This is a genomic window from Actinoplanes sp. CA-015351, assembly GCF_050955685.1.
Classification (GTDB): domain Bacteria; phylum Actinomycetota; class Actinomycetes; order Mycobacteriales; family Micromonosporaceae; genus Actinoplanes.
Genome location: NZ_CP192102.1, coordinates 7,808,699 through 7,835,447 on the forward strand (window position 1 = coordinate 7,808,699; position 26,749 = coordinate 7,835,447).

Consider the following 26,749-nt stretch of genomic DNA (forward strand, 5'->3'; position numbering starts at 1 on the left):
GAGCCTAGAGGGAAGCGCCCGATGATCGACGGAGCAATTCCGTTTCTGCGATGCCCGGTGTGCCGGGAGCCACTCGCCCGTCACGAGCGCACGCTGCGCTGCGCCCGCGGGCACAGCTTCGACATGGCGAAGCAGGGGTACGCGGACCTGAGCGCCGGACGGCTCCCGCACACCGGCGACACCGCCGAGATGGTCGCCGACCGGGCTGCCTTCCTGACCGCCGGGCACTACGGATTCATCGCCGACGCGCTGGCCGAACACCGTACCGAAGGCTTTGTTCTTGATGCCGGAACCGGGACCGGCGACTATCTGGCCCGGTTCCTGGATGCCTCTCCGGCCGCGACCGGACTGGGCCTGGATGTCTCCAAGGCGGCTCTGCGCCGGGCCGCGCGGGCGCACGAGCGCGCCGCCGCGGTGCTGGCCGACCTGTGGCGCCCGCTGCCGGTCGCGGACCACTCGGCCACCGTGATCCTCGATGTCTTCGCACCGCGCAACGGACCGGAGTTCCACCGGGTGCTGCGTCCGGACGGCGTGCTGCTGGTGGTCACCCCGGCCGCCGACCACCTGGCCGAGCTGATTGCCACGCACGGTCTGATCCACGTCGATCCGGACAAGGCCGCCCGCGTGACGAACAGCCTCGGCGAGCACTTCGAGCAGGTCTCGGCGACCACGCACCGCCGCGAACTGACGCTCTCCGCGACCGAGGTGCGCACCCTGATCGGGATGACGCCGAGCGCCCGCCACGTCGATCTCACGACCTTCGAACCGACAATGGTCACCGCAGGCGTCGACCTCACGGTCTACAAGCCCTTCTCGGGTACGCGCTGACGACGCCCGTTCTCAGACCGAGAGATCGACCTCTTCCCATTCCGGGGGCGCCTCGTGGTACGGCCCGGTGAAGGTGACCGCCCACTCCAGTGCCCACCGCCGCTGCCCGATCGCGTTGCTGTCCACCTCGCCGGGCAGTATCCGGCCGGCCTGCTCGGCCTCCTGGAACGCCCAGTCCAGGCAGTAGTAGAGATCAAGCAGCACGGCGGCCTCGGCCGCGTCCCGGGCCGCGACCAGCGAGCGTGAGCGCCACCGGCCGAACGTCTCACCGGCCGGCAGGTCCGGCATCTGTGTCATCAGGCCGTCGTCCGGCGGGACGGTCGGATCCAGATGCCGGCTCAGCCCGAGCAGCCAGGCCAGCGCGAAGACCGCGTCGTGATGCAGCACGAAGGACCGGTGGTCGCCCTTGGCCCCGATCACGAACTGCCACTCCGGCGGGGTGACGAGGTCGACCAGGTGGGAGCCGAGCAACCAGCTCATCGCCGCTTCGGTGGGCATGCCGAAACAGCGGGCGACGACGACGTGCAGCACCGCGGCCCGCGCCTCGATCTCGGCGACCGGGCGCAGCTCGACCATGTCGCCGGGCTCCCAGACCAGTGGGAACGCCAGCGGCGGCAGGGGCAGGCCCAGTCGCGCGAGCTCGTCGAGGCTGGCTTCGCGGACCGCGCGGGGATCGGGGGCGGCCTTCGTCATGGTCGGTCAGGCTATGCGGTCGAGGAGCAGCCCGGGAGAGGTGGGCGGCTCGGAGCCGATCCGGATCGCCTCGGCGGCCTCGTCCCGCGCCACCGGAATCCGGGACTCATCGTCCGCGCGCAGCTCCAGCAGCACGTCACCGGCCTTCACCCGGGCGCCGGGACGCACCTTGAGCTGGATGCCGGCGCCGAAGCTGACCGGGTCCTCCTTGCGCGCCCGCCCGGCGCCGAGACGCCAGGCCGCGATGCCGATCCCGTACGCGTCCAGCGAAGTGACCACGCCGTCCTGGGTCGCACGCAACACCTCGGTGTGCGCCGCGGTGGGCAGGGCCGCATCCGGGTCGCCGCCCTGTGCGCGGATCATCGCCCGCCAGGTGTCCATGGCCGCGCCGGACGCCAGCGCCTTTTCCGGGTCGGCGTCCACGCCGGCTGCCTCGAGCATCTCCCGGGCCAGGGCCAGAGTGAGTTCCACCACATCGGCCGGGCCGCCGCCGGCGAGCACCTCGACCGACTCGGCGACCTCGTTGGCGTTGCCGACCGCCAGGCCGAGCGGCGTGTTCATGTCGGTGAGCAGGGCGACCGTGGTGACCCCGCTGTCCTTGCCCAGCTGGACCATGGTGCGGGCCAGCTCACGGGCCATCTCCAGGTCCTTCATGAAGGCGCCGGAGCCGACCTTCACGTCCAGCACCAGCGCGCCGGTGCCCTCCGCGATCTTCTTGCTCATGATCGAGCTGGCGATCAGCGGAACGGCCTCGACAGTGCCGGTCACGTCGCGCAGCGCGTAGAGCTTGCGGTCGGCCGGCGCCAGGCCGTCACCTGCCGCGCAGATGACCGCGCCGATGTCCTGGAGCTGCTTCTTGAAGGCGTCGTTGGAGAGCCGGGCCTGCCAGCCGGGGATCGACTCCAGCTTGTCCAGCGTGCCTCCGGTGTGCCCGAGGCCACGGCCGGAGAGCTGCGGCACGGCCACCCCGCACGCCGCGACCAGCGGGGTCAGCGGCAGCGTGATCTTGTCGCCGACGCCGCCGGTGGAGTGCTTGTCGGCGGTCGGCCGGGAAACCGAGGAGAGGTCCAGTCGCTCACCGCTGGCGATCATCGCGGCGGTCCACCGGGCGATCTCACGCGGCGTCATGCCGCGCAGCAGGATCGCCATGGCGAGAGCCGACATCTGCTCGTCCGCCACGACACCCTTGGTGTACGCGTCGACGACCCAGTCGATCTGAGCGTCGCTCAGCTGGTGCCCGTCCCGCTTGGCCCGGATCACGTCGACAGCTGCGAACCCACTCATGAATTTTCCTCCCACCGCTGGGCGATGCCCTCCGGCGTCTCACCCTCGCCGGCCCAGGAAAGGCCGCCTTCGGCGTCCACAACCACAACCCTTGGGGTACGCACGAGGCCCCACGCCACCGCGGCGGACGCGACCGGGAAGTTCGGGCCCTCCTCCAGGATGCCCTTTTCCTCGGCACTGCCGGGCTCACCCGACGAACGTTCCCAGTACGCGGTCCAGATCGTCTCGCCACCGGAGATGTCCGGGTGGACGAAGACCGAGCCACGGCCCCGCCACTTCGCCAGCTCGGGCGGAACCTCCGCGCCGCTGGCGCCGCCGGTGACGCGTTCCATGTCCTCGTACCCGAACGCGTGCGGGAGCAGCTCGGTCATCCGCAGCGGCCGGGGCAGCGCCTCGACCAGCAGTTCCGGGCCACCGTGCTCCCAGAGCAGCTGACGGCAGCGGCCGCACGGCATCAGGGGCGCACCGGTGGCGTCCACGCAGGAGATCGCCACCAGACGACCGCCGCCACTCGCGTGCAGCGAGCTGACCAGCCCGCACTCGGCGCACAGGGTCATCCCGATGGACGCGTTCTCCACGTTGCAGCCCACGATCACCCGGCCGTCGTCGACCAGCCCGGCAACTCCGACCGGGAAGTCGGAAATCGGCACGTATGCGCGACGCATCGTTTCGATGGCGGTGGCGCGCAGCCCCGCCCAGTCGATTTCCATGATTTTGATTCTGCCTGACTGTTTCGCTCTTGATGTACGGGTCAGCTCTTGATGTAGGGCACACCGTCGGCTGCCGGCGCACGAACCCGGCCGACCAGACCCGCTACCGCGATGATGGTCGCGATGTACGGCAGCATGTTCAGGAACTGACTGGGAACCGGGCTGCCGACCGCGCTCAGGTACGTCGCCAGCTTCTGGGCGAAGCCGAAGAAGAGTGCCGCGCCCAGGGCGCCGAACGGCGTGAACCGGCCGAAGATCAGCGCGGCGAGCGCGATGAAGCCGGCGCCGGCCGTCATGTTCTTGGTGAAGCTGCCGGTCGCCACCAGCGTGAAGTACGCGCCACCGAGACCGGCGACGACTCCACCGAGCAGCACGTTCATGTACCGCAGGCCACGAACCCGGATACCGACCGTGTCAGCCGCCGTCGGGTGCTCACCGACCGCGCGGGTACGCAGACCCCAGCGCGTCCGGGTGAGACCGAAGTGGATCAGGACGACCAGGCCGAGCGCGACCCAGACCAGCAGGTTGGTGTCGAAGAGGACCGTGCCGACCACCGGGATGTCGGCGAGGCCGGGGATCCGCCACTCGGGCAGCCGGGGCGGCTCGTTGTACTTGCTCGCGTCGTTCTGCATCAGCCGCTCGTAGAGGAAGCCGGTGACGCCGAGCGCGAACAGGTTGAGCACGATGCCGACCACGGTCTGGTCGACCAGGTACCGGATGGAGAGCACCGCCAGGATCGCCGCGATGATGACGCCGCCGACGGCCGCGCTGATCAGACCCACCCAGACGCTTGTCGCCATCGTGCCGACCAGGGCGCCGGCGAAGGCGCCCATCAGGAACTGGCCCTCGATCGCCACGTTCACCACGCCCGAGCGCTCACCCAGCACCCCGGCCAGCGCGCCCAGGATCAGCGGGAGCGCCAGCTGCAGCGTGCCGCTGGTGGTGTCCACGAGCGGCAGGAACTTGCCGGCCACCTGCCAGCAGAGGAACGACAGGACGAAGGTGAGGATGCCGAGCGAGAGCAGCAGGTTCTGCCAGCGCTTGGCGAAGCTGGTGAAGAGCAGGCCGCCGGTGATGATCGTCACGATGCCGAAGAGGACCGCGCCGAACTGGCCGTTGATCGACAGTGCCGCGCCCTCGGCGTCCTCGCTGAGGGTGAACCGGGCTGCCTCGCTCGGCGCGAGCGAGCCGAAGAGGGCCGCGGCCAGGACACCGATCAGGACGAGAGCGACGCCGAGGCGGCGCTGCCGGGTCCAGAACGGCTCTGGCGCCGTGACCTCGCCGATCTCCTCCACTGTTGCCGTCGACATGTCTCAGCCCTTCGCCAGCGAGGCGCCCGGCCGCACGAGGCGGGTGGCGCGAAGTCGGAAGATCGCCTTAACCAGGGCGGGGGCGGCGATGAAGATGACGATCAGCGCCTGCAGCACGGTGACCAGTTCGAGCGAGATGCCGGAGTACGACTGCATCCGGTTGCCGCCGGCCCGCAACGCGCCGAAGAGCAGGGCGGCCCACAGGGTCCCCCACGGCTTGTTGCGGCCGAGCAGAGCGACCAGCAGGCCGTCGAACCCGATGTTGCCGGCCACCGAGGGGGTCAGCGCGTACGCCGTACCGAGGACCTGTGTCGCGCCACCGAGTCCGGCCAGACCACCGGCGACGGCCATGAGCAGCGCGTACGTCTTGGCGACGCTGATGCCCGCGGTCTTGGCCGCGTGCTGGTTGGCGCCGACGGCCCGCAGCTCGAAGCCGAACGACGAGCGGTTCAGCAGCCAGGCCACACCGGCCGTGACCGCCACCGCGAGCAGGATGCCCAGGTGGACGCGGAGCACGCCGCCGAACGACGGCAGCTTGGCCGACTCGGCGACCGCCTTGCTGATCGCGTCGGTGCGCTCCGGGTCCTGGATGCCCTTCTGCAGCACCAGCCAGGAGAGGAAGAGCGCGGCCGTGTAGTTGAGCATGATCGTGGTGATCACCTCGTGCGCGCCGGTACGTGCCTTGAGGATGCCGGGGATGAAACCCCAGAGCGCGCCACCGATGGCGCCGGCCACGATCGCCACCACCAGGTTCAGCACGATCGGCAGGCCGAACGTGAAGCCGGCGATGCCGGCCGTGATGCAGCCGATGACGGCCTGGCCCTGCGCGCCGATGTTGAACAGGCCGCCACGGAACGCCAGCGCCACCGAGAGCCCGGTGAAGACCAGCGGCGCGGCGTAGGTGAGCGTCTCGGAGATCGGCGAGAACGCGTCCTGCCAGGTGCCGGTGCCGGCGAACCAGGCGGAGAACGCCTCCGGGTCACCGAACGCGCCCTTGAGCAGGTCGGAGTACGCGGTGCTGATCAGCTGCCAGCTCGCGGTCAGCGCGTCACCCGGGCGGGCCGTGAAGTACGCGAACTTCTCCAGCACTTCGGAGTCGGAGACGACGATCAGGACCGCGCCGATGACGAACGCCAGTACGATCGAGAGGAACGTGACCGTGACGGTGTTTGAGGACCAGAGGTTGCGGGTGAAAACGCTGAGGAAGGACTCCTCTTCCGGCTTCTCGGCTTCCTTCTTGGCCGGCGCTTCGGTGGTCACTCGGTCTCCTCTTCCCGGGCGTTTCCGGTGATTCCGGCCATCAGCAGGCCCAGCTCCTCGCGCGGGGTGTCCGGCGAGACGATGGCCAGCACCCGGCCGCGGTACATCACGGCGATCCGGTCGGCCAGGCCGACCACCTCGTCCAGCTCGCTGGAGACCACCAGCACCGCGGTGCCCTGGTCACGCTCGTGGATGATCCGGCCGTGGATGAACTCGATCGAGCCGACGTCCACACCGCGGGTCGGCTGCGAGGCGATCAGCAGGCGCAGCGGGCGGGACATCTCCCGGGCCACCACGACTTTCTGCTGATTGCCGCCGGAGAGCGTGCCGACCGCGTTGTCCGGCGACAGGCACCGGATGTCGAACTGCTCGACCCGTTCCTTGGCATTGGTGCCGACGCTGCCGAGGTCGATCTTGAACGCGTTGCCGAAGGGCGGCCGGTCGTACATGTCGAGGATCAGGTTCTCCGCGATGGAGAACTCCTTGACCACACCGTCGTGGCTGCGGTCCTCGGGCACGTAACCGACGCCGGAGCGCAGGATCCGCTTGGTGCTCAGCGAGGCGAGGCTCTCGTTGTCCAGCTCGACCGTGCCGGCCCGCAGCTCACGAAGACCCATCACGGCCTCGACCAGCTCGGTCTGCCCGTTGCCCTGCACGCCCGCGATGCCGAGGACCTCGCCGGCCCGGACCTCCAGGTCGACGCCGTCCACAGCGCGGACGCCCCGGTCGTCGTCGACCACCAGGCCGGAAAGCTTGAGCACGCTGCGACCGGGTTCCGCCGGAGTCTTCGAGACCTCCAGGCTCACCGCGCGGCCGACCATCAGGGCCGCGAGCTCTTCCTCGCTGGTGTCCGGTGAAGCGGTGCCGACGATCTTTCCGCGGCGGACCACGGTGATCCGGTCGGCGATCGCCTTCACCTCTTTGAGTTTGTGGGTGATGAAGACGATCGACTTGCCCATCGCGGTGAGCGAGCGCATCACGGCAAGAAGCTCTTGGGTTTCCTGGGGCGTGAGCACGGCGGTCGGCTCGTCCAGGATCAGCAGGTCGACGTCGCGGGTCAGCGCCTTCACGATCTCGACGCGCTGCTGCGCGCCGACCGGCAGGTCCTCGACCAGCGCGTCCGGGTCGACCGGCAGGCCGTACCGTTCGGAGGTCTCGATGACGTCGCGGCGTGAGCGGCGGCGGTCCAGCCAGCCGAGCGGGCCGCCCCGGGTCTCCTCGCTGCCGAGCGCGATGTTCTCCGCCACGGTGAACACCGGCACGAGCATGAAGTGCTGATGCACCATGCCGATCCCGGCCGCGATGGCGTCGCGCGGGCTGCGGAAGACGAGTGGCTCGTCGTTGACGAGGATCTGGCCCTCGTCCGGTTGGAGCAGGCCGTACAGCTGATTCATCAGCGTCGACTTGCCCGCGCCGTTCTCGCCGAGCAGGGCGTGTACCTCGCCGGGCTCGACCGTGATGTCGATGTGGTCGTTGGCCACCAGGTCGCCGAAGCGCTTGGTGATGCCGCGCAGTTCGAGTTTCAGCGGAATCTCCCGGATTCGGTAAGGCCAACTGAGGGACTTCAAGACGAGCCGCCGCTCAGCCGCAGGTGTTTACCCGCGGCTGGGCGGCGGCCGAGATGCTACCTAACGTGTTGATCAGGCCGGGGCGCTGGCCGACTCGACCTTCACGGTGCCGGCGATGATGTCCGCCTTCAGCTTGTCGACCTCCGCCTTGAGGGCGGCGTCAACCTTGGAGTCGAACTGGTTGTACGGCGCGATGCCGACGCCGTCGTTCTCCAGGGTGCCGATGTAACCCGGGCTGGCGGCGAGCGCCTCACCCTTGGCGCCGGTGACGACGGCGGTCTTGACCGCGTCCTCGATGTTCTTGACAACGGTGGTCAGGAACACGTCGCAGTACTGCTCGGCCGACTTGCAGCCGTCCTGGTCGACCCAGATGACCGAGGTCTTGCCGGCCGAGTCCTTGGCGACCTGGGCGGTGCCCAGGCCGGTGCCGCCGGCAACCGGCATGACGATGTCGGCGCCCTGCGAGACCAGGGTCTGCGTGATGCTCTTGCCCTTGTTCTGGTCGACGAAGCTCTCGGCGAAGGTGCCGTTCTGCTTCGCCTTGTCCCAGCCCAGGACCTCGACCTTGGTGCCCTTGGCGGTGTTGTGGTACGCCACGCCGTCAGCGAAGCCGTCCATGAAGATGGTGACCGGCGGGATCTTCAGACCGCCGTACGTCGCGACCTTGCCGGACTTGGTGTAACCCGCGGCCAGGTAGCCGGCGAGGAACGCGGCCTGCTGGGTGGCGAACTGCATCGGGAAGACGTTGGTGTTGCCGCTGCCGCTGTCGACGATGCCGAACTGCGAGTCGGCGCTCTCCTTGGCAACCTTGGTGGTGGCGTCGCCCATGAGGCCGCCGACCGCCAGGATGAAGTCACACTTCTGGCTCACGAAGCTGCGCAGGCCCGGCTCGTAGTCGGCCTCGGAGGAGGACGCCACGTACTTCGGGTCGACGTTGCTGGCCTCGGCCTTGGCGGCCTCCAGGCCGGCCCAGGCGGAAGCGTTGAACGACTTGTCGTCGATGCCACCGGTGTCGGTGACCATGCAAGCCTTGTAGGCGGCGGCCGCGGCGCTGCTGGAGCCGCCGGCCGGGGTCTCGTCAGGTGCGTCGCCACAAGCGGCGGCAGCGAGCGTCAGCCCACCTGCCGCGAGAATCGCCAGGATCCGCTTCCCACGTACTGGGCGCAAGACGCCCTCCTTCTTCATGTGCGCACCGACCCGCTCGGTGAACCTAAGGACGGCAGCGTAGCCGGGGCTAAACGCCCCGTCAGGAGATCGTTCCGGACTGTTCGTTGTCCGTTACCTGGTTGCAATCCCGGATCCCGTTCGGCCCGTTTCTGTATCACGTTGTTACGGCCAGAAACGGGCATCTGGGGTGGTCAGAGGCGATCCGAATTTACATACGGAATCTTTTACGGCTTTACCGCTCGCCAGGCCCGCACGCCGAGGACGCCCACGACGGTACCAATTGTGAGCGAGGCCACGATCAACAAGGCATGCACCCACAGAAAGGACGTGGCCGTCCCGTCCGTGAAGGACCGGTCGTCCTTCCAGATCGCGACGCCGAACCTCGGCCAGATCACCCAGGTCCACACGCCGACCCCGACGAGGAAGGCCGCCCAACGCTTGCTGATCATCACGGGTCGAGTATTCCAGCGGCCATCCGGCGCCAGGCGGCCCGTACCTCGGCCGGCCCCGGCGCCTCGGCGGGCACCGCGCCACCGGAACCCGGCTCGCTCGGCACGTCGCTGAAGTCAGCCGTCCGGGCCATTTCGACCTCCCGGCGGATCGCGTCCACCCCGTCCAGCGGCTGCAACGGCTCCACGACCGCCATCAGGTCGTCGTCGGCCACCACGGCGCGAGCCAGGGCCAGGGCGTGGCCGCGTTCGTACGGGCCGCAGACCACCGGGTCCCAGTCGTCGGCGGAACCACCGAGAGCGCCGATGGTGACCACCCACGGCAGGTCCGCGATCGGCGAACCGGGTGGCAGCTGCATAGTCACAAGAGTGCCCACCGGAACATCATCGTGGGCGGGTGTGCCGAATCCAGGCGTTTTGCCCCACCGGGGCGGTTTTATCGTCAGCCGACAGGTCCACGACCCGGCCGTGCGGGCTGGTCGCTGCCCACGCCGCACCGAAGAGCAGCAGCTGGTTGAAGACGTACAGATAAACCAGTGCGCCGACCGCGGAACCGACAAGGGCGTACGCCGGGTTGCGCTCGACGATCGCCACGAACGACTTGCCCACCGTGTTGAGCAGCATCAGCCCGACGCCGACCTGCAGCACCGGCGGGGCCATCCGGCGCGCTGTCATCTTGAGTCGCGGCACCCCGGTCAGCAGGGCTGCCGCCAGCAGCATGTTCACCCCGAAGGTGAGCAGCAGGCTGACCACCGAGAGCGTGGTGGCGAAGCCCCCGCCGGCCAGCCAGTGCAGCAGCCGCTCCAGGCCGTAGACGGCCATCTGGGTGAGTGCGATCAGCAGCAGGAGCCCGATCAGCACCAGCAGGTCGACGGCCTGGCGTACGCCGATGTACCCGGGCTGCTCGCGCAGTTTCCAGATCAGCCGCTGCGACGAGCGGATCGACTCGACCCAGCCGATGCCGGTGAAGGTGAGACCGAGGATGCCGACGATGCCGACCGTCTTGGTGCTGTCCAGGATGGCCTGCACGTTGAGGAACGGCAGGTTGTTCTCCAGGAAGTCGTGCACCAGCTCGAAGAGTTCGATGTTGTTGTTCAGCAGGAAGCCGAAGACCGAGTAACCGATGAGCAGCAGCGCGAAGATCGCGAAGAACCCGTAGTACGCGATCGCCGCCGCCAGCCGGCCGCCCTGGACGTCCTCGTAACGCAGGATGGCCCGGCAGAAATGATCGAAGTAAGGCGACCAGTATCGCCACTGCATGATCCGGGCTTCGGCGGCGTCGTACGCCCGGTCGATCGGGTTCACCGGCAGACCGTAACCGAGTTGTCAGCGCCCGAGTGGGAAGTCCCGCCGTGGCCGCCAAGGTCCCTCGCCGCCGTGCGAAAAAAGGGTGAAGGAAGCGACAGCGAAACTGGCCGAGAAATCGGCGAGCTCCTCGAAGACGGCGTCCAGCGCCTCCGGCGACACGTCCTGCGCCACGGTGACGTGCGGGTGGTACGGGAACCGGGTGTCCCGCCGCACGTCCTGCGACCGTGTGATCGCCTCTGCCAACAGCTCACACTCGCTGATGCCCTTGGCCAGGGTCACGAAAACCACTTCGGTTATCGGCCGGAAGGTACCGGTGCCGCGGAGGTGGATGGTGAACGGCGGCTGAGCAGCGGCGATCGCTTCCAGATGCTTCTCCACAGCCGGCAGCGCGTCACCGTCCACCTCGGTCGGGCCGAGGAGGGTGACGTGCGCCGGGGTGTAGGCGGCCTGGGGGTCGCCCGCTTCGGCGCGGCGGCGGGTCAGCAGGGAACCCCAGGGCTCCGGGATGTCGATCGCCACACCGATGCGGGTGCGTGCCGGCTCGGACACTGGCTCAGGCTCCGCGAGCGGGCGCTACGAAACCCACATTCTGGTACGCCCGGGCGAGGGTGTCCGCGGAGACGGCACGGGCTTTCTCCGCGCCGATCGCGAGGATCTTGTCGAGCTGGCCGGGGTCGTCGAGGTACGCCCGGGTGCGCTCCTGGATCGGCTTGACGAACTCGACGAGCACCTCGGCCAGGTCCTTCTTCAGGTCGCCGTAACCGCGTCCGTCGTACTGTTCGAGCAGGTCGTCGATGGTGCGCTTGGTGAGCGCCGCGTAGATCGTCAGCAGGTTGCTGACGCCCGGCTTGTTCTCCTCGTCGAAGAGGATCTCGCGGCCGGTGTCGGTGACCGCCGACTTGATCTTCTTGGCCGAGCGGGCCGGGTCCTCCAGCAGCTCGATGATGCCGTTCGGCGAGGAGGCCGACTTCGACATCTTGCTCGTCGGGTCCTGCAGGTCGGTGATCTTCGCGGTGTCCTTCACGATGTACGCCGAGGGAATGGTGAAGGTCTTGCCGAACCGGGTGTTGAACCGCTGCGCGAGGTCACGGGTGAGTTCGAGGTGCTGCCGCTGGTCCTCGCCCACCGGGACCTGGTCGGCCTGGTAGAGCAGGATGTCGGCGGCCTGCAGGATCGGGTACGTGAAGAGGCCGACGGTGGTGCTGTCCTGGCCGGCTTTCGCGGACTTGTCCTTGAACTGCACCATGCGGCCGGCCTCGCCGAAACCGGTGATGCAGCTCAGCACCCAGCCGAGCTGCGCGTGCTCGGGAACGTGCGACTGCACGAAGAGGGTGCAGAGATCCGGGTCCAGGCCGAGCGCGAGCAACTGCGCCACCGAGACCCGAGTACGGTTCCGCAGGACCGCCGGGTCGTGGCCCATGGTGATCGCGTGCAGGTCGACGACGCAGTAGAAGGCGTCGTGCGTGGTCTGCATGGCCACCCAGTTGCGCACGGCGCCCAGATAGTTGCCGAGGTGGAAGGAGTCGGCGGTCGGCTGAATGCCGGAAAGCACACGCGGGCGGCGGGCAACGTCGGACATGAGCGCCATTGTGTCAGCCTCGGCCGGGGAACCGCGAATCCCCTACCGGGTATCGGCAATGTTTGAAACTGTTGACTTATGATCGATTATGGAGAATTCTATGGTCGTCGTGCTTATCGAGAAGGGCCTGGGCAAATGAAGTTGCTCGTCACCGGCGGCGCCGGCTACGTCGGCAGCGTGACCAGCAGGCTACTGCTGGACGCCGGCCATGAGGTGGTCGTCCTCGACAACCTCCGCACCGGCTTCCGCGAGGCGATCGCCCCGGACGCCACCTTCGTCGAGGCGGACATCGCCGACGCCGGGCAGGTCCTGACGCCGGACGCCGGCTTCGACGCCGTTCTGCACTTCGCCGGCCTGATCGCGGCCGGCGAGTCGATGGCCAAGCCGGAGCTGTACTGGCACGAGAACGTGGTGAAATCGCTCGCCCTGCTCGACGCCATCCGCGCCGCGAAGGTGCCCCGGGTGATCTTCTCGTCCACCGCTGCGGTTTACGGCAACCCGGTCGAGCTGCCCATCACCGAGTCCGCGGTCAAGGCCCCGACCAGCACGTACGGGTCGACGAAGCTCACCTTCGACCTGGCGCTGACCTCGGAGACCTTCGCGCACGGCCTGGCCGCCGTCTCCCTGCGGTACTTCAACGTGGCCGGGGCGTACATCACCGACGAGCACGAGATCGGCGAGCGGCACGACCCGGAGACCCACCTGATCCCGATCACGCTGCAGGCCGCCGCCGGCAAGCGGGAGAAACTTCAGCTCTTCGGTGACGACTACCCCACCACCGACGGCACCTGTGTGCGTGACTACATCCACGTCGAGGACCTGGCCCGGGCGCACCTGCTGGCGCTGGACGCCGCGGTCGCCGGCGAGCACAAGATCTACAACCTGGGCAACGGCAACGGCTTCTCCAACAAGCAGGTCGTCGAGGCCGCCCGCGAGGTCACCGGCGCCGAGATCCCGACCGAGATCGCCCCGCGCCGCGACGGCGACCCGGCGACCCTGGTGGCCGGCTCGGACCGCGCTCGCGACGAGCTCGGCTGGGTCCCGCGGAAAAACACGCTGCAGGACATGATCGGCGACGCCTGGACCTTCTACCGGAAGCACGTGGCATGAGCGTCGCTGAGGTCTTCACCTCCGCCTACGGCACCGAGCCGGCCGGCCTCTGGGCCGCGCCCGGCCGGGTCAACCTGATCGGCGAGCACACCGACTACAACGACGGCTTCGTCCTACCGTTCGCCCTGCCGCAGCGCACCGTCGCGGCGGCCGGCCCGTCGCCGGACGGCCAGTGGCACGTCTGCTCCACGCTCATCCCCGAGCCGGTGACCTTCGGAAACACCGCTCCCGGTGAGGTCACCGGCTGGGGCGCCTACGTGGCCGGCATCGTCTGGGCACTGCAGGACGCCGGCTTCGAGGTCCCGCCGGCGCGCATCGCGATCGACTCGGACGTGCCGCTCGGCTCCGGGCTCTCCTCCTCGGCCGCGCTCGAGTCGGCGGTGCTCACCGCGCTGATCGACCTCGGTGGCCTGGACCTGCCACTGGAGAAGCGGCCGGCGCTCGCCCAGCGTGCCGAGAACGTCTACGTCGGCGCGCCCACCGGCATCATGGACCAGTCCGCCTCGATCCGCTGTCAGGACGGCAAGGCCCTGTTCCTGGACTGCCGGTCCTACGAGGTCGAGCAGATCCCGTTCGACCTGGCCGCCGAGGGTCTCGCCATCCTGGTGATCAACAGCAACGCCCCGCACCAGCACGTCGACGGCGAGTACGGCGCACGCCGCAAGAGCTGTGAGGCCGCGGCCGCCACGCTCGGCGTCCGGGCACTGCGCGACGTCGCGGTGGCCGATCTGCCGGAGGCGCTCGGCAAGCTCGGCGACGACGTGCTGGTCCGCCGCGCCCGGCACATCGTCACCGAGAACCAGCGGGTCCTCGACACCGTCACCCTGCTGGGTGAAGGCCGGGTCCGCGAGGTCGGCCCGCTGCTGACCGCCTCGCACGCCTCGATGCGCGACGACTTCGAGATCACCGTGGCCCAGGTCGACGTGGCCGTCGAGACGGCGCTGGCGGCCGGCGCGTACGGCGCCCGGATGACCGGCGGCGGCTTCGGAGGCTGCGTGCTCGCCCTGATCGACGCCGACCGCGCCGAGGCGACCGCGGCCGCGGTCGCGGTCGCGTACGAGAAGCACGGCTTCACCGCCCCCACCAGCTGGGTGGCAGTGGCCGGCCCCGGCGCCGCCCGGCTGTAAGACGTCCTGCGGCGGGTGAATCCCGCCGCAGGACCTACCCCGGCACCCGATCGGCCCACCCGATCGAGGGGGTCTTTCGGCCTTTCAGCCGATCACCCGCAGGAGCGAGACCAGGGGTTCAACGGGCAGCCGCGCGACTAACGTGTGCCGCATGGGGGTCAGCCCACCGTTTCTCTCCGATGACACCGAGCAAGATGACACCGAGCAAAGTGTCACCATCAGCATCGACGCCGAGGCTGATGCCGCGATCTCTCTTCTCACGGTCCGCGGCCCCTGGGACGACCAGCTGCGGTACAACGCCACTGCATCGCTGCGCCGATGCTTCACCGAGCATCCCGACGCACTGATCCTGGATCTGTCCGGCCTGCTCGACCCGCGCAGCGAGAGCGCGCCGACCTGGGTCACCGCGCAGCACGCCGCGGCGGCTCTGATGCCGCCGGTGCCGCTGGCGCTCTGCGTGCCGCCGGACCTCCCGCTCGCCCACCGCATGCAGGGTCTGGGCGCGGGGCGGTTCCTGCCTGTGTACGCGAAGATGCGGCAGGCCCGGGTTGCGGTGGCCGGTCGGATCCCCGGCATCGAGCGGCTCTCGATCACTCTGGAGCCGGACACCGACGCGCCGAGTACCGCGCGCAACCTGGTCAGCGACGCCTGCCTGTCCTGGGGGCTGGTCCATCTGCTGCATCCCAGCCGGCTCGTGATGTGCGAGCTGGTGATGAACGCTGTCGAGCACGCCGGCACCGAGATCCGCGTGATGGTGACCCGGCGCGGTGCCGGGCTGCATCTGGCGGTCGCCGACGATGATCCGCGGCTGCCGGAGGTGATGGCCCGTCCGGCCCGTCCGCGCCCCGACCTTCCGCTCGACGAGCGGGGCCGGGGCTTGCGGACGGTGCAGGACCTGGCGGCGACGTGGGGCAGCCTGCCCACCGATACCGGCAAGATCGTCTGGGCGACGATAAAGGCCGCTAGCGCGCCTCGATGATCATTCCAGCGCCGACCGTACGGTTGGTGCTCTCGTCGACCAGGATGAAGCCGCCGGTGGTCCGGTTGCGGCGGTACTCGTCGGCCAGCAGCGGCACGGTGGTCCGCAGTTTCACCCGGCCGATCTCGTTGAGCCCGAGCTCGCCGGCCGACTCGTCGCGGTGCAGCGTGTTCACGTCGAGCCGGTACTGGAGGCCGCGCACCACGGTCCGGGCCGTCCGGGTGGTGTGCTTGATCGTGTACTTGCCGCCGATCCGCAGCGGAGCCGTCTCGTCCATCCAGCAGATCATCGCTTCGAGGTCCTGAGCGACGGCCGGTGCGTTGTTCGGACGGCAGATCATGTCACCGCGCGAGATGTCGATCTCGTCGGTCAGCCGGACCGTCACCGACATCGGAGGGAACGCCTCCTCGACCGGGCCGTCGGCCGTGTCGATCGACGCGATCTTGCTGGTCAGGCCGGAGGGCAGGACCATCACGTCGTCGCCCGGCTTGAGGATGCCGGAGGCGACCTGACCGGCGTAACCGCGGTAGTCGGTCACCGTTGTCGACTGCGGGCGGATCACGTACTGCACCGGGAAACGGACGTCGACCAGGTTGCGGTCGCTCGCGATGTGCACGTGCTCCAGGTGGTGCAGCAGCGACGGACCCTCGTACCAAGGGCTCTTGTCCGAGCGGGACGCGATGTTGTCACCGTTGAGCGCCGAGATCGGGATGATCGTCAGGTCGGGGGCGTCCAGTTTCGCGGCGAACGAGGTGAACTCGTCGGCGATCTTGTCGTAGACCGCCTTGTCCCAGTCGACCAGGTCCATCTTGTTCACGCACAGGACCAGGTGCGGCACCCGCAGCAGCGACGTGAGGAACGCGTGCCGCCGGGACTGCTCGACCAGACCCTTGCGGGCGTCGACCAGGATCAGCGCCAGGTCGGCGGTGGAGGCGCCGGTGACCATGTTCCGGGTGTACTGGATGTGCCCCGGGGTGTCCGCGATGATGAACTTGCGGCGCGGCGTCGCGAAGTACCGGTACGCCACGTCGATGGTGATGCCCTGCTCCCGCTCCGCCCGCAGGCCGTCGGTGAGCAGCGCGAGGTTCGTGTATTCGTCGCCACGGGACGCGCTGGCGGTCTCCACGGCCTCGAGCTGGTCTTCGAAGATCGTCTTGGTGTCGAAGAGCAGCCGGCCGATGAGCGTCGACTTGCCGTCGTCCACGCTTCCGGCGGTGGCGAACCTCAGCAGGTCCATGCCCCGCGCCGCGGCGGAGTCCGGCTCCAGAACTGCCTGGCTCATCAGAAGTAACCCTCTCGCTTACGGTCTTCCATCGCGGCCTCGGAGACCCTGTCGTCGCCACGGGTGGCGCCGCGCTCGGTGATCCGGGTGGCGGCGACCTCGTCGATCACCTTGTCCACGGTGTCCGCGTCGGAGAGCACCGCCGCGGTCTGCGAGGCGTCACCGACCGTGCGGTAACGCACCTGCCGGACCTCGGAGGTCTCGCCGTCACGGAGCTTGATGAACTCGTTGACCGCGTAGAACATCCCGCTGCGCTCGACGACCTCGCGGTCATGGGCGTAATAGATGCTCGGGAGTTCGATCTTTTCCTTGGCGATGTAGTGCCAGACGTCCAGCTCGGTCCAGTTGGAGAGCGGGAAGACACGGATCGACTCACCGGGGTGGTGCCGCCCGTTGTACAGCGACCAGAGCTCGGGGCGCTGGTTTTTCGGGTCCCACTGGCCGAACTCGTCGCGGAAGCTGAACATCCGCTCCTTGGCCCGCGCTTTCTCCTCGTCGCGGCGGGCGCCGCCGAAGAGGGCGTCGAAGCGGTATTTCTCCACAGCGGCGAGCAGGACCGGGGTCTGGATCCGGTTGCGGGTGCCGTCCGGCAGCTCGCGGACCAGACCGGTGTCGATCGCTTCCTGGACGCTGGCGATCACCAGGTTGAGGCCGAGCGTGGCCACCCGGCGATCGCGGTACTCCAGAACCTCAGGGAAGTTGTGACCGGTGTCGATGTGCATCACCGGGAACGGGATGCGCGCCGGCGCGAACGCCTTCTCCGCGAGGCGCAGCATCACGATCGAGTCCTTGCCGCCTGAGAAGAGCAGCACGGGGCGCTCGAACTCGGCCATGACCTCTCGCATCACGAAGATGCTCTCGGCTTCGAGAGCATCCAGATGCGAGACGCGATAGGGCTTCGTCTGGCTCATGAGTGCAGTCCCCCAGACCTTTCTCCGGTGTCGGCCGGGCAGGGCATCGTCACCCTGCGATTTTGCACGGTCGGTGCCGGGTCGTCATTGTGTCGGAAGATGCTTCTGCAATGCAGCTAGCAACCGAGGAGCGAGATCCTTACGACAAACGACCAGGTCAGGTAACTTCGGGTCGCCCTGGTTATAGGCCAGCGGGGACCCGTCGATACGGGATGCGTGCAGTCCCGTGGCCAACGCCACAGCCACCGGCGCGGCCGAGTCCCACTCGTACTGTCCGCCGGCGTGGACGTACGCGTCGGCCTCACCGCTGATCACCGCGGCGATCTTGACGCCGGCCGAGCCCATCGGGACCAGCTCGGCGCCGATCTCCTCGGCAAGGGTGGTCACGAACGCGGGCGGACGGGTACGGCTCGCCGCGATCCGGATCGCACCGCCGGTCGCCGACTCCAGCGGCATCGGCGGGTACGCCGGAGGCTTGTCGGTCGCGTACGTACGGTGCTGGGCCGGCATCGCCACCGCACCGGCCGACAGGCAGGCCAGGTTCGACGAGTCGGCGGTCCAGAGCGCCACGTGCACGGCCCAGTCGGTGCGGCCCTCCTCGGAGAACTCACGGGTGCCGTCCAGCGGGTCGACGATCCAGACCCGCGAGGCGCTGAGCCGGTCCGGCCGGGCCAGACCCTCCTGCCAGGCCACCCGCGCGTGCTCGTCCTCCTCGGAGAGCACCGCGTCGGCGGGGCGCCAGCGGGCCAGCTCGGACCGGAGAAGTTCGTGTGCGGCCTGGTCGCCGGCGGCCTTCAGTGCCTTCGGGTCGGCGTACCCAATCTCTTGCCTGACCTGGAGAAGCACCTGGCCGGCGCGGTCCGCGAGCCAGCGGGCGAAGGCCGCGTCGATGACCGGTGGCGTTCCGCTCTCGGCTGCGTCCCGCGGCCCTGCAATGCGTGCCGACGCCTTCGTCTGCTCGCCCATCGTCTCGCTCCTCCTCGGCTTTCGCCCAGCGCCGGCCCTGCCGTTGAGCAGGCCCGGCTTCAGTACGCTCCGGACGACCGCACGACCGCGGTCACGGTCCTGAGCAGGATCACCAGATCGAGGCTCAGGGACCAGTTCTCGACATAGCGCAGGTCGAGTCGGACCGCCTCCTCCCAGGAGAGGTCCGAGCGCCCGGACACCTGCCACAGACCGGTCATGCCGGGCTTGACGGCCAGGCGTCGCCGAACGTCGTCGGCGTAAGCGGCGACCTCTGTCGGAAGCGGGGGTCGCGGGCCGACCAGCGACATCTGCCCCAGGAGGACGTTGAGCAGCTGCGGCATCTCATCGAGCGAGAACCGGCGCAGCCACCGTCCGACCGGGGTGACCCGCGGATCGTCGCGCATTTTGAAGAGCACACCATCGTGCTCGTTGAGGTGCCTCAGCTCGGCCAGGCGAGCCTCGGCGTCGAGGTACATGCTGCGGAACTTGAAGATCCGGAACTCTCGTCCATCCCGTCCCACGCGCACTTGCCGAAAGAGTACCGGGCCACGTGACGAGAGTCCCACGCAGAGCGCCACGCTCAGCAGCACCGGGCCGGAAACGATCAGTAATGCGAGTGCGCCTAAACGATCGAACACGTCCTTGACCAGGCGCGATCCGCCATGCAGCCGGGGATGCTCGACGTGCAGCATCGGTAGTCCATCGAACGGGCGAATCGTGGTCCGCGCACCGGCCACATCGACGAGGGCACTGGCGACCACGAGATCGACCTCGTCACGCTCCAGCTGCCAGGCGAGCCGGCGTACCGCGGCACCGTCCAATTCGGGGCAACTGAGCACTACCACGGTGTCCGCGTCGGCCTGCTCTACCGCGCTCGCCACCTCGTCGAACGTGCCGTAGACGGTCAGACCGTCGACGCCTATCCCGTCGGCTTCCGGCGGCAGGCAGGCCCCGACCACCTCCAGACCGTGGTACCGCTCGCGGCGCAGTTGCCGGGTGATTCCGATCACGGACAGCTCGTGTCCGACAACGATCACTCGTCGGAGGTTCTCTCCGCGTGCTCGGGCGAGGTGCAGCCGTTTGCGGAGGAGGAAGCGCAACACCACTGCCGCGGCGACGGCGGCCGGGAGCGCGACGAGGACGTAGGAGCGCGCGAGATCCAGATTCAAGGCGTACGAGACGACGGCCGAGCCGGCGATCAGCCCGACACCGCCGCGGATGACCCGCTGGTACTCGTCACTGCCGACGAACAGGTACCGCCGCTCGTAGGCCCGGGAGATCGCGAGCACCACCAGCAGCAGGATCGGAAGCAGCGCTGAATAGAAGGTGTAGGCGCGGTTGTACTGGGTCACCGCGTCGCCGAAGCGGACCATGAACGTCGCCACCCCGGCGGCCACACCGGCGGTCAGGTCGGAGAGGACCAGCGACCAGACGTACCGGCGCTCCCAGAGCTGACGCCGGGACATCGCGGCGTGCCGGCCGCGGTTGCGGACGAACGGACGATTCGCCGGGCGCACGGCCTGGGACCGGCTGGGCCGAGGCGACCAGTGCCGCTCCATGGCGTTGTTGCTCGTCGCAGCCCCGGCCGGCGGTGGGCTCAGAGGCACCACCGGGCCGGGGATCTTGGTGTTCCGGCTCCGGGCGGCTGAGCGGCGTGGTCCCCGGTTGGGTGAGCCGGTCGACGCGTCCGCTCGCCCCTCGGACACGTCCTGAGACATCCCCCGACCCTCCTGTCACCGCAATCGCACCGGTTGCGTGCGTTCGTGTGACCAACGGACGGACGGCAGAGCGCGTCACGGTGTGGCTAGGTAGACAAAGGGCCATCAAGCGCCTTTTTGTTACCGGCCCGGAATGTCAGCTTCCGTGATATTTGTTCTGCGCCCACTCCACGCCCTCGAGGACGATCGCCTCGGTGACGTCGGCCGCCCGGTCCACCAGGAAGTCCAACTCCTTGCGCTCCGCCGACGAGAAGTCGGCGAGCACGTAATCGGCCGGCTCCTGCCGCCCCGGCGGCCGCCCGATCCCGAATCGCACCCGCGCGTACTCCTTGCTTGCCAGCGATTTCGACATCGAGCGCAGTCCGTTGTGACCGCCCTCACCGCCGCCTCGTTTGGCACGCACCTGCCCGTACGGCACATCAAGCTCATCATGCACCGCGATCACATTGTCCACAGGAACTTTGAAGAACTGTGACAGAGCCACCACCGGGGCACCGGACAGGTTCATAAAGGTCAGGGGCTTGACCAGGATCAGTTTCGGACCACCGAAGCCGAGCCTTCCCTCGGCCACCTCGGCCTGGGTCCGCCTCGCCCGGCCGAACTTGCCGCCCGTGCGGGAGGCCAGCAACTCGGCCACCATGAAGCCGACGTTGTGCCGGTTACCGGCGTACTCCTTGCCGGGGTTGCCCAGGCCGACCACCAGAAAGGGTGCCTCGTCGCTCAACCTTGCCTCCGCGGGGGATGACGAACGCTGGATACAGATCAGGGAAAGTGCGTCACGCACTTTCCCTGATCAGTGGTTTACCGCTGCGACAGACTTACTTACTCCGCGCTTTCGGCGGCCTCAGCCTCGGCGGCGGCGTCCTCAGCCTGCGTGGTGCTCTGCGCCGCGCTGATGACCGCGAGGACCAGGTCGGCCTCGACCGCGAGCTCGGTGCCCTTCGGCAGCTTCACGTCGCCGGCGGTGATGCGCGTGCCGGCCTCGAGGCCCTCGATCGAAACCTCGAGCTCGGACGGGAGGTGCAGCGCCTCGGCGACCACGGAGACCGTGTTCGACTCGTGGACGATCAGGGTGTTCTTGGCGGCCTCGCCGACAAGCGTCACCGGGATGTCGACCTGGATCTTCTCGCCGCGCTTCACGATGAGCAGGTCGATGTGCTCGTAGGTGTCCTTGATCGGGTCACGCTGGATCGCCTTCGGCAGGGCCAGCGTCGCGGTACCCGCGATGTCGATCGTGAAAATCTGGTTCAGGCCACCGTGCCGGATGGCAGCGGCGAACTCACGGGCCGGCAGCGCGATGTGCTGCGGCGCCTCGCCGTGACCGTAGAGCACTGCGGGAACCAGACCGGCACGGCGCGTGCGGCGGGCACCACCCTTGCCGAACTCGGTGCGGGGCTCGGCGCTGATCTTTACCTCGGACACGGGGAAACTCCTGAAACTCTTCGAAGCGGGCTGCGGCTAAGTCTGCGGCTGCGGTATCCGGCAGTGCTGCGGTGATCGCCGCCGACGGCACTGGGGCCGTCGCCGGCGCTGCCGGGCAAGGGGCGCGCTGGGCACAGGCCCGGAGCACCGCGTCGATGACGGCACCTCGAGTGGACTGCGAACCTCAGCAGACCACGAGGCACCCTCGCCGTGGCAACCGGCCTAGCTTACCTGCCGCGATCGCGCATTGCTCAGCGGGTCCGCACCAGGTGATGGTGTCTGCGAAAAAATCACCCTGCTGACGCAACTCGCACCACATGAGAAAACGCCCGTCACAGACGGGCGTTTCCCAAGGACGTGAAACGGATCAGCTGAGTCCACCGAACAAAGTGGTCACCGAGCCGTCGTCGAACACCTCACGGATGGCCCGGGCCAGCAGCGGCGCGATCGACAACACAGTGATCTTGTCGAGCTGCTTCTCCGGCGAGAGCGGCAGCGTGTTCGTCACCACCAGCTCGCTGATCCGGCTGTTCTTCAGCCGCTCGGTCGCCGGGTCGGACAGCAGGGCGTGGGTGGAGGCGACGATCACGTCGGCAGCACCCTCCTCGAAGAGGATGTCCGCCGCCTTGGTGATCGTGCCGCCCGTGTCGATCATGTCGTCCACGATCAGGCAGACCCGGCCCTCGACCTCACCGACCACGCGGTTCGCCACCACCTGGTTCGGCTTCAGCGGGTCACGGGTCTTGTGGATGAAGGCCAGCGGGCAACCGCCGAGACGGTCGGTCCACCGCTCGGCGACACGCACCCGGCCGGAGTCCGGCGCGACCACTGTCATCGGCCGGCCGGCGAACTTCTTCTGCACGTAGTCGGCGAGGATGTCCATCGCGAACAGGTGGTCAACCGGTCCGTCGAAGAAGCCCTGGATCTGCGCGGTGTGCAGGTCGACCGTGAGAATCCGGTTCGCACCGGCGGTCTTCAGCAGGTCCGCCACCAGCCGGGCGGAGATCGGCTCCCGGCCGCGGTGCTTCTTGTCCTGCCTCGAGTACGGGTAGAACGGCAGGACCACGGTGATCCGCTTCGCAGATCCACGCTTGAGCGCGTCGATCATGATCAGCGTTTCCATGACCCAGCGGTTCACTCCTTCGGTGACCGACTGCACCACGAAGGCGTCGGATCCACGAACGGAGTCCTTGAAGCGGACGAAGATTTCCCCGTTTGCGAACTCGTACGAGTCAGACGGCGTCGGCGCCACGCCGAGCACCTGGCCGATCTCCTCAGCCAACTCGGGGAAACCCCGGCCGGTGAAGAGCATCAAACTCTTACGGTTCTCGGCGACGATGCTGCCCATCGGATCGCTGCTCCCGTTGATTAGGGGGTGGGTTCGCAGTGAAGTATCCCTTGCGACAACGTAACTTCCACGTTTCGTGGCCGCCGGGTGGGATGGCTCACCCCCGCTGGATCAGTCCTGCTCAGGGGTGATATTCGAAGCTTCGGCCGCGGCCTTGGCCGAGACGGTTCCGGGACGGCGCCGCTGTGTCCAGCCTTCCACGTTGCGCTGCGGCGCGCGGGTCACTCCGAGGTCACCGGCCGGTACGTCTTTGGCGATGGCACTTCCAGCCGCCACATAGGCCCCAGGACCGATCTCCACCGGCGCGATCAGGACCGTGTCCGAACCGACGAAAGCAGCATCGCCGACCGTGGTCCGGCTCTTCTTGACCCCGTCGTAGTTCGCGAAGATCGTGCCGGCGCCGATGTTCGCGCTCGCCCCGATCGTCGCGTCACCCACGTACGACAGGTGCGGCACCTTGGCGCCCTCACCCAACTCGGCGTTCTTCGTCTCGACGAACCCGCCGACCTTGGACTTGCGCGCCAGCTTCGTTCCCGGCCGCAGGTACGAGAACGGGCCGACGGTCGCCGACGGGCCGATCTCCGCACCGATCGAGTGAGTCCGCAGCATCGTGGCGCCCTCGGACACCACCGTGTCGACAAGCGTGGTGTCCGGCCCGATCACCGCGCCGGTCGCCACCGAGCTGGTGCCGAGGATCTGCGAGTTCTGGTCGACCACGGCGTCCGGCGACAGCGTCGCGGTCACGTCGATCCAGGTGGTCGCCGGGTCGAGCAGCAGCACGCCGGACCGCATCCAGGCTTCGTTGACCCGGTCGCGCATCAGCACCCGCAGGCGGGACAGCTCGGCCCGGTCGTTGCAGCCCAGCGTCTCGTACGCGAACTCGGCGATCTCCACCGCGACCGGGTGACCCAGGCCCGCCAGAATGCCGAAGACGTCCGTCAGGTACTCCTCGCCCTGCGCGTTGTCGGTCGACAGCTTGCCGAGCGCTTCGCGCAGCAGGACCGCGTCGAACGCGTAGATCCCCGAGTTGATCTCCCGCAGGGCGAGCTGCTCGGCGTTGGCGTCCTTCTGCTCGACGATCCGCTCCAGGTTGCCGCCGGCGTCCCGCACGAGCCGGCCGAGACCGGTCGGGTCGGTGACCTCGGCGCCCAGCACGGTCGCTGCGGCGCCGGCCCGCTCGTGGGTGGCGAGCAGCGCCTCCACGGTCTCCGGGCGCAGCAACGGCACGTCACCGCTGAGCACCACAACGGTGCCGGTCAGCTCGGGCACCGCGTCGAGGGCGATCCGCACAGCGTGGCCGGTGCCGTTCTGCTCGGCCTGAAGCACCGGGGTCGCGTCCGGCGCGGCCTCGGCGAGAAACGCACCGACCTGGTCGGCCTTGTGCCCCACCACGACCACGGTGCGGTCGGTGTGAATGGCTGAGGCGACCGAGAGGACGTGCCCGAGCAGCGTGCGGCCGAGCAACGGCTGCAACACCTTGGGCGTCGCGGATTTCATCCGCTTCCCCTCACCGGCGGCAAGAACGACAACGGTACGGCTGGGGGCCTGGCTCACGCGTGAACTCCAAGTTCGCAGTAGGCAAAGTTGGCTGACGCTTCAACCCGGCGTCAGCCCGACCGCAGGCGCAAAAGCTCCCGGAAGAGGATTCGAACCCCTATAAACGGCACCAAAAGCCGTGGTCCTACCATTAGACGATCCGGGAATCATTTCGGACATTTCCCTAGGGCCATGTCCGCTCGTCACATGATAGCGGGCGCGCTCTGATCTTCACTCAGGGCGATCCCCTCCATGACCGCTTCCACCTCCCAGTAGAGACGCGCGGACTTGAGCACGTTGATGACGAGGCATCCGCGGTACGCCTCCCCCACGTTCCGCCGGACGGTGGCGGGGTTGTGCCTTTTCAGAGTGGGCCGCTGAAAGACCTCGACCGGGACGCCGAGAAGTCCCGCCCACCACGAGGTCGCCTCACCCACATCCGCCGACTCGTGGATGCTCAGGCGGTATCTGAGGCTCTCCGGGCCGGCACCCAGCAAGACCACGTATCGCCGAAAGAGCAGGATCAGGCGCGGGTCACTGTTGATGAACTGGAGTCCGTTCGCGCCCGGCCGCCACGGTTTCGCCTTGGTGCCCTCACACCAGTAGGTGACCGCACCCAGAAGGATGACCTCTCGGTCCGAAAGCTCGCCGACCCACCCCGACACTCGAGCCCTGGTGACTTCACGCTCCTGGTCACGCGCCTGCCGGTATGGCGCCCACCGGGCCTCGGCAACGCGCCTGGAATGACGGCTGCGACGGGCCGCCGCTTCCTCCGGTGTCGCATCGAGAGGCATGTCCCTGGTCCACAGGTAGGCCGACGACTTCGACGCACCCAGCTCCGCCGCGATCTCCGGAACCGTCCATCCCGCGCCCCGTAATGCTCGCGCGCGCTCTCGTCGATCGGCAATCGCCACTGTCGTGTGCCCAGTTGCTTTATCACTACTGGTCATAAAGCAATGATCGGTCGCGGCGCATCCACCTGCAAGGCTCAGGAGATGCCATTCCTGTCAGGATGGGCAGGTGAAAGATCAGACGGAAAGCGGCGACAGACCCCCACGCGTCCGGATGCCCGCCGCGCAGCGCCGGGAACAGCTGATCACGATCGGCCGCCAGCTTTTCGCCGAGCGCGGCTTCGACGCCACCAGCGTCGAGGAGGTCGCGGCCCGCGCGAAAGTCTCCAAGCCGATCATCTACGAACACTTCGGCGGCAAAGAGGGGCTGTACGCGGTGGTCGTCGACCGCGAGGTTCGTTCGCTGCTCGACCGGATTGCCGCGGCACTGACCGCGGGGCATCCCCGGGAGCTGCTGGAACAGGCCGCGCTCGCGCTGCTCGATTACATCGAGGCGGAACCGCACGGGTTCCGGGTGCTGGTCCGCGAGTCGCCGGTGCTCTCCGCGGCCGGAAACCTCTCCAGCGTCATGAACGACATCGCCCACCAGGTCGAACACATCCTGGCCGCGGAGTTCAAGAGCCGGGGCATCGACCCGAAGTTCGCCGAGCTCTACTCGCAGGCGCTGGTCGGGATGGTGGCGCTGGTCGGGCAGTGGTGGCGCGAGGCGCAGCGGCCCAAGAAGGAAATGGTCGCCGCGCACCTGGTCAATCTGGCCTGGAACGGCCTGTCCCACCTGGACACCAAGCCGACCCTGCTGACCCGCAAGGTGCGGTGAGCCGCACCTCGCGGTAACAGGTTTCTCAGGCGGTGCGTCCCTCGCGGACCTGGCGCGGCGCGCCGGCCCGGGACTCCGGGACGACCTTGCTGTACAGGCTGACCGTGATCAGCAGCAGACCGGCAAGGTAGGTGACGACGACGGTCGAGATGCTGTAACCGAAGAAGTTGGCGTCGGTCCGGATGGTCGCCAGCGCGTAGCTGCCCACCACCAGGAGCGCCCATCCGAGGTACTTGTCGATCGCGACGTCGAGGTTCTTGCCGATCGCGGTGCCGATCAGCACGAGGGCGCCGACCGCGATGTGGATCAGCGAGGAGAGCATGTTGGTCTCCTGGCCGAGGACCCGGATGCCCGTCTCGTTCGCGAACGGCTCACCGGCGGTCTGGATCGCGCCCAGCACGCCGAAGACCACCAGATAGGCGCCAACGACGAAGCCGACGATCCGGTAGATCGCCCGCAGGGGATGGTTGACCGGAATGTGCGAGGCCATTTATCCGTCTCCAAGGTCAGGTGTAGTCGTACTGAT

Annotated in this window: 27 protein-coding genes and 1 tRNA gene; 5 read left to right on the forward strand and 23 right to left on the reverse strand. The window is 68.3% G+C overall.

The window, feature by feature from the left end; genetic code table 11:
* Positions 1–21 precede the first annotated feature (21 nt).
* The gene (locus ACQP2E_RS35430) at positions 22–828 is read left to right on the forward strand and encodes a putative RNA methyltransferase (protein WP_433827319.1); all 807 of its coding nucleotides are present in this window, start codon (positions 22–24) and stop codon (positions 826–828) included.
* Between the two features lie 12 nt (positions 829–840).
* Here ACQP2E_RS35430 and ACQP2E_RS35435 read toward each other — a convergent pair whose 3' ends face one another.
* The 12 genes from ACQP2E_RS35435 to trpS form a co-directional block, all read right to left on the reverse strand.
* Positions 841–1,521 carry a DUF4272 domain-containing protein gene (locus ACQP2E_RS35435; RefSeq protein ID WP_433827320.1) on the reverse strand — a complete coding sequence of 227 codons (681 nt, stop codon included), beginning with the start codon at positions 1,519–1,521 and terminating at the stop codon, positions 841–843.
* Between the two features lie 6 nt (positions 1,522–1,527).
* The gene (locus ACQP2E_RS35440; protein WP_433827321.1) at positions 1,528–2,805 is read right to left on the reverse strand and encodes a thymidine phosphorylase; all 1,278 of its coding nucleotides are present in this window, start codon (positions 2,803–2,805) and stop codon (positions 1,528–1,530) included.
* Positions 2,802–3,515: a cytidine deaminase gene (locus ACQP2E_RS35445; protein WP_433827322.1), complete on the reverse strand. Its 714-nt coding sequence runs from the start codon at positions 3,513–3,515 to the stop codon at positions 2,802–2,804. The genes ACQP2E_RS35440 and ACQP2E_RS35445 overlap by 4 nt, the downstream gene beginning before the upstream one ends.
* A gap of 41 nt (positions 3,516–3,556) precedes the next feature.
* A complete protein-coding gene (locus ACQP2E_RS35450) occupies positions 3,557–4,825 on the reverse strand; it encodes an ABC transporter permease (RefSeq protein WP_433827323.1) in 1,269 nt (422 codons plus the stop codon).
* A gap of 3 nt (positions 4,826–4,828) precedes the next feature.
* The gene (locus tag ACQP2E_RS35455; protein ID WP_433827324.1) at positions 4,829–6,085 is read right to left on the reverse strand and encodes an ABC transporter permease; all 1,257 of its coding nucleotides are present in this window, start codon (positions 6,083–6,085) and stop codon (positions 4,829–4,831) included.
* Positions 6,082–7,653 carry an ABC transporter ATP-binding protein gene (locus tag ACQP2E_RS35460; RefSeq protein ID WP_433827325.1) on the reverse strand — a complete coding sequence of 524 codons (1,572 nt, stop codon included), beginning with the start codon at positions 7,651–7,653 and terminating at the stop codon, positions 6,082–6,084. The genes ACQP2E_RS35455 and ACQP2E_RS35460 overlap by 4 nt, the downstream gene beginning before the upstream one ends.
* 72 nt (positions 7,654–7,725) lie before the next feature.
* Positions 7,726–8,838 carry a BMP family lipoprotein gene (locus ACQP2E_RS35465; RefSeq protein ID WP_433827326.1) on the reverse strand — a complete coding sequence of 371 codons (1,113 nt, stop codon included), beginning with the start codon at positions 8,836–8,838 and terminating at the stop codon, positions 7,726–7,728.
* A gap of 206 nt (positions 8,839–9,044) precedes the next feature.
* Complete coding sequence (locus tag ACQP2E_RS35470) at positions 9,045–9,269, reverse strand: SCO4848 family membrane protein (RefSeq protein ID WP_433834194.1); 225 nt, start codon at positions 9,267–9,269, stop codon at positions 9,045–9,047.
* Positions 9,269–9,628, reverse strand: a complete 360-nt coding sequence (locus ACQP2E_RS35475) for a hypothetical protein (RefSeq protein WP_433827327.1) — start codon at positions 9,626–9,628, stop codon at positions 9,269–9,271. Before ACQP2E_RS35475 ends, ACQP2E_RS35470 begins: the two co-directional genes overlap by 1 nt.
* Before the next feature lie 25 nt (positions 9,629–9,653).
* Complete coding sequence (locus ACQP2E_RS35480) at positions 9,654–10,574, reverse strand: YihY/virulence factor BrkB family protein (RefSeq protein WP_433827328.1); 921 nt, start codon at positions 10,572–10,574, stop codon at positions 9,654–9,656.
* Between the two features lie 21 nt (positions 10,575–10,595).
* Entirely contained in the window at positions 10,596–11,126 is a 531-nt protein-coding gene (locus ACQP2E_RS35485) for a 2'-5' RNA ligase family protein (protein WP_433827329.1), read from the reverse strand.
* A gap of 4 nt (positions 11,127–11,130) precedes the next feature.
* On the reverse strand, positions 11,131–12,156 hold the full coding sequence (gene trpS, locus ACQP2E_RS35490) for a tryptophan--tRNA ligase (RefSeq protein WP_433827330.1): 1,026 nt from the start codon (positions 12,154–12,156) through the stop codon (positions 11,131–11,133).
* 135 nt (positions 12,157–12,291) lie between these two features.
* On the opposite strand from trpS, the gene galE reads away from it, so the two are divergent.
* From galE to ACQP2E_RS35505, 3 genes are all read left to right on the forward strand, one after another.
* Positions 12,292–13,266: a UDP-glucose 4-epimerase GalE gene (galE, locus tag ACQP2E_RS35495; protein WP_433827331.1), complete on the forward strand. Its 975-nt coding sequence runs from the start codon at positions 12,292–12,294 to the stop codon at positions 13,264–13,266.
* On the forward strand, positions 13,263–14,393 hold the full coding sequence (galK, locus tag ACQP2E_RS35500) for a galactokinase (protein ID WP_433827332.1): 1,131 nt from the start codon (positions 13,263–13,265) through the stop codon (positions 14,391–14,393). The genes galE and galK overlap by 4 nt, the downstream gene beginning before the upstream one ends.
* Before the next feature lie 151 nt (positions 14,394–14,544).
* On the forward strand, positions 14,545–15,372 hold the full coding sequence (locus ACQP2E_RS35505) for an ATP-binding protein (RefSeq protein WP_433827333.1): 828 nt from the start codon (positions 14,545–14,547) through the stop codon (positions 15,370–15,372).
* Here ACQP2E_RS35505 and cysN read toward each other — a convergent pair.
* The 10 genes from cysN to ACQP2E_RS35555 form a co-directional block, all read right to left on the reverse strand.
* A complete protein-coding gene (cysN, locus tag ACQP2E_RS35510) occupies positions 15,356–16,654 on the reverse strand; it encodes a sulfate adenylyltransferase subunit CysN (protein WP_433827334.1) in 1,299 nt (432 codons plus the stop codon). The genes ACQP2E_RS35505 and cysN overlap by 17 nt on opposite strands.
* Positions 16,654–17,565 (reverse strand): sulfate adenylyltransferase subunit CysD, encoded by a 912-nt coding sequence (gene cysD, locus ACQP2E_RS35515; RefSeq protein WP_433827335.1) that lies wholly within the window; start codon positions 17,563–17,565, stop codon positions 16,654–16,656. The genes cysN and cysD overlap by 1 nt, the downstream gene beginning before the upstream one ends.
* Positions 17,566–17,649: 84 nt before the next feature.
* Complete coding sequence (locus tag ACQP2E_RS35520; RefSeq protein WP_433827336.1) at positions 17,650–18,531, reverse strand: 3'(2'),5'-bisphosphate nucleotidase CysQ; 882 nt, start codon at positions 18,529–18,531, stop codon at positions 17,650–17,652.
* Positions 18,532–18,590: 59 nt separating this feature from the next.
* A complete protein-coding gene (locus tag ACQP2E_RS35525; RefSeq protein WP_433827337.1) occupies positions 18,591–20,249 on the reverse strand; it encodes a sugar transferase in 1,659 nt (552 codons plus the stop codon).
* Between the two features lie 136 nt (positions 20,250–20,385).
* On the reverse strand, positions 20,386–20,973 hold the full coding sequence (gene pth, locus ACQP2E_RS35530; protein WP_433827338.1) for an aminoacyl-tRNA hydrolase: 588 nt from the start codon (positions 20,971–20,973) through the stop codon (positions 20,386–20,388).
* A gap of 98 nt (positions 20,974–21,071) precedes the next feature.
* Positions 21,072–21,671, reverse strand: coding sequence for a 50S ribosomal protein L25/general stress protein Ctc (locus ACQP2E_RS35535; RefSeq protein ID WP_433827339.1), 600 nt, complete (start codon positions 21,669–21,671; stop codon positions 21,072–21,074).
* A gap of 367 nt (positions 21,672–22,038) precedes the next feature.
* On the reverse strand, positions 22,039–23,019 hold the full coding sequence (locus ACQP2E_RS35540; protein WP_433827340.1) for a ribose-phosphate diphosphokinase: 981 nt from the start codon (positions 23,017–23,019) through the stop codon (positions 22,039–22,041).
* Positions 23,020–23,130: 111 nt separating this feature from the next.
* Positions 23,131–24,573, reverse strand: a complete 1,443-nt coding sequence (glmU, locus tag ACQP2E_RS35545) for a bifunctional UDP-N-acetylglucosamine diphosphorylase/glucosamine-1-phosphate N-acetyltransferase GlmU (protein ID WP_433827341.1) — start codon at positions 24,571–24,573, stop codon at positions 23,131–23,133.
* 77 nt (positions 24,574–24,650) lie between these two features.
* Positions 24,651–24,721: transfer RNA gene (locus tag ACQP2E_RS35550), tRNA-Gln, on the reverse strand.
* A gap of 37 nt (positions 24,722–24,758) precedes the next feature.
* Positions 24,759–25,505: a resolvase gene (locus tag ACQP2E_RS35555; RefSeq protein WP_433827342.1), complete on the reverse strand. Its 747-nt coding sequence runs from the start codon at positions 25,503–25,505 to the stop codon at positions 24,759–24,761.
* Between the two features lie 115 nt (positions 25,506–25,620).
* Here ACQP2E_RS35555 and ACQP2E_RS35560 point away from each other — a divergent pair, with 115 nt between their 5' ends.
* Positions 25,621–26,223 carry a TetR/AcrR family transcriptional regulator gene (locus ACQP2E_RS35560; protein WP_433834196.1) on the forward strand — a complete coding sequence of 201 codons (603 nt, stop codon included), beginning with the start codon at positions 25,621–25,623 and terminating at the stop codon, positions 26,221–26,223.
* A 25-nt stretch (positions 26,224–26,248) separates the two neighbouring features.
* Here ACQP2E_RS35560 and ACQP2E_RS35565 read toward each other — a convergent pair whose 3' ends face one another.
* On the reverse strand, positions 26,249–26,713 hold the full coding sequence (locus ACQP2E_RS35565) for a DUF4383 domain-containing protein (protein ID WP_433827343.1): 465 nt from the start codon (positions 26,711–26,713) through the stop codon (positions 26,249–26,251).
* Positions 26,714–26,749 lie beyond the last annotated feature (36 nt).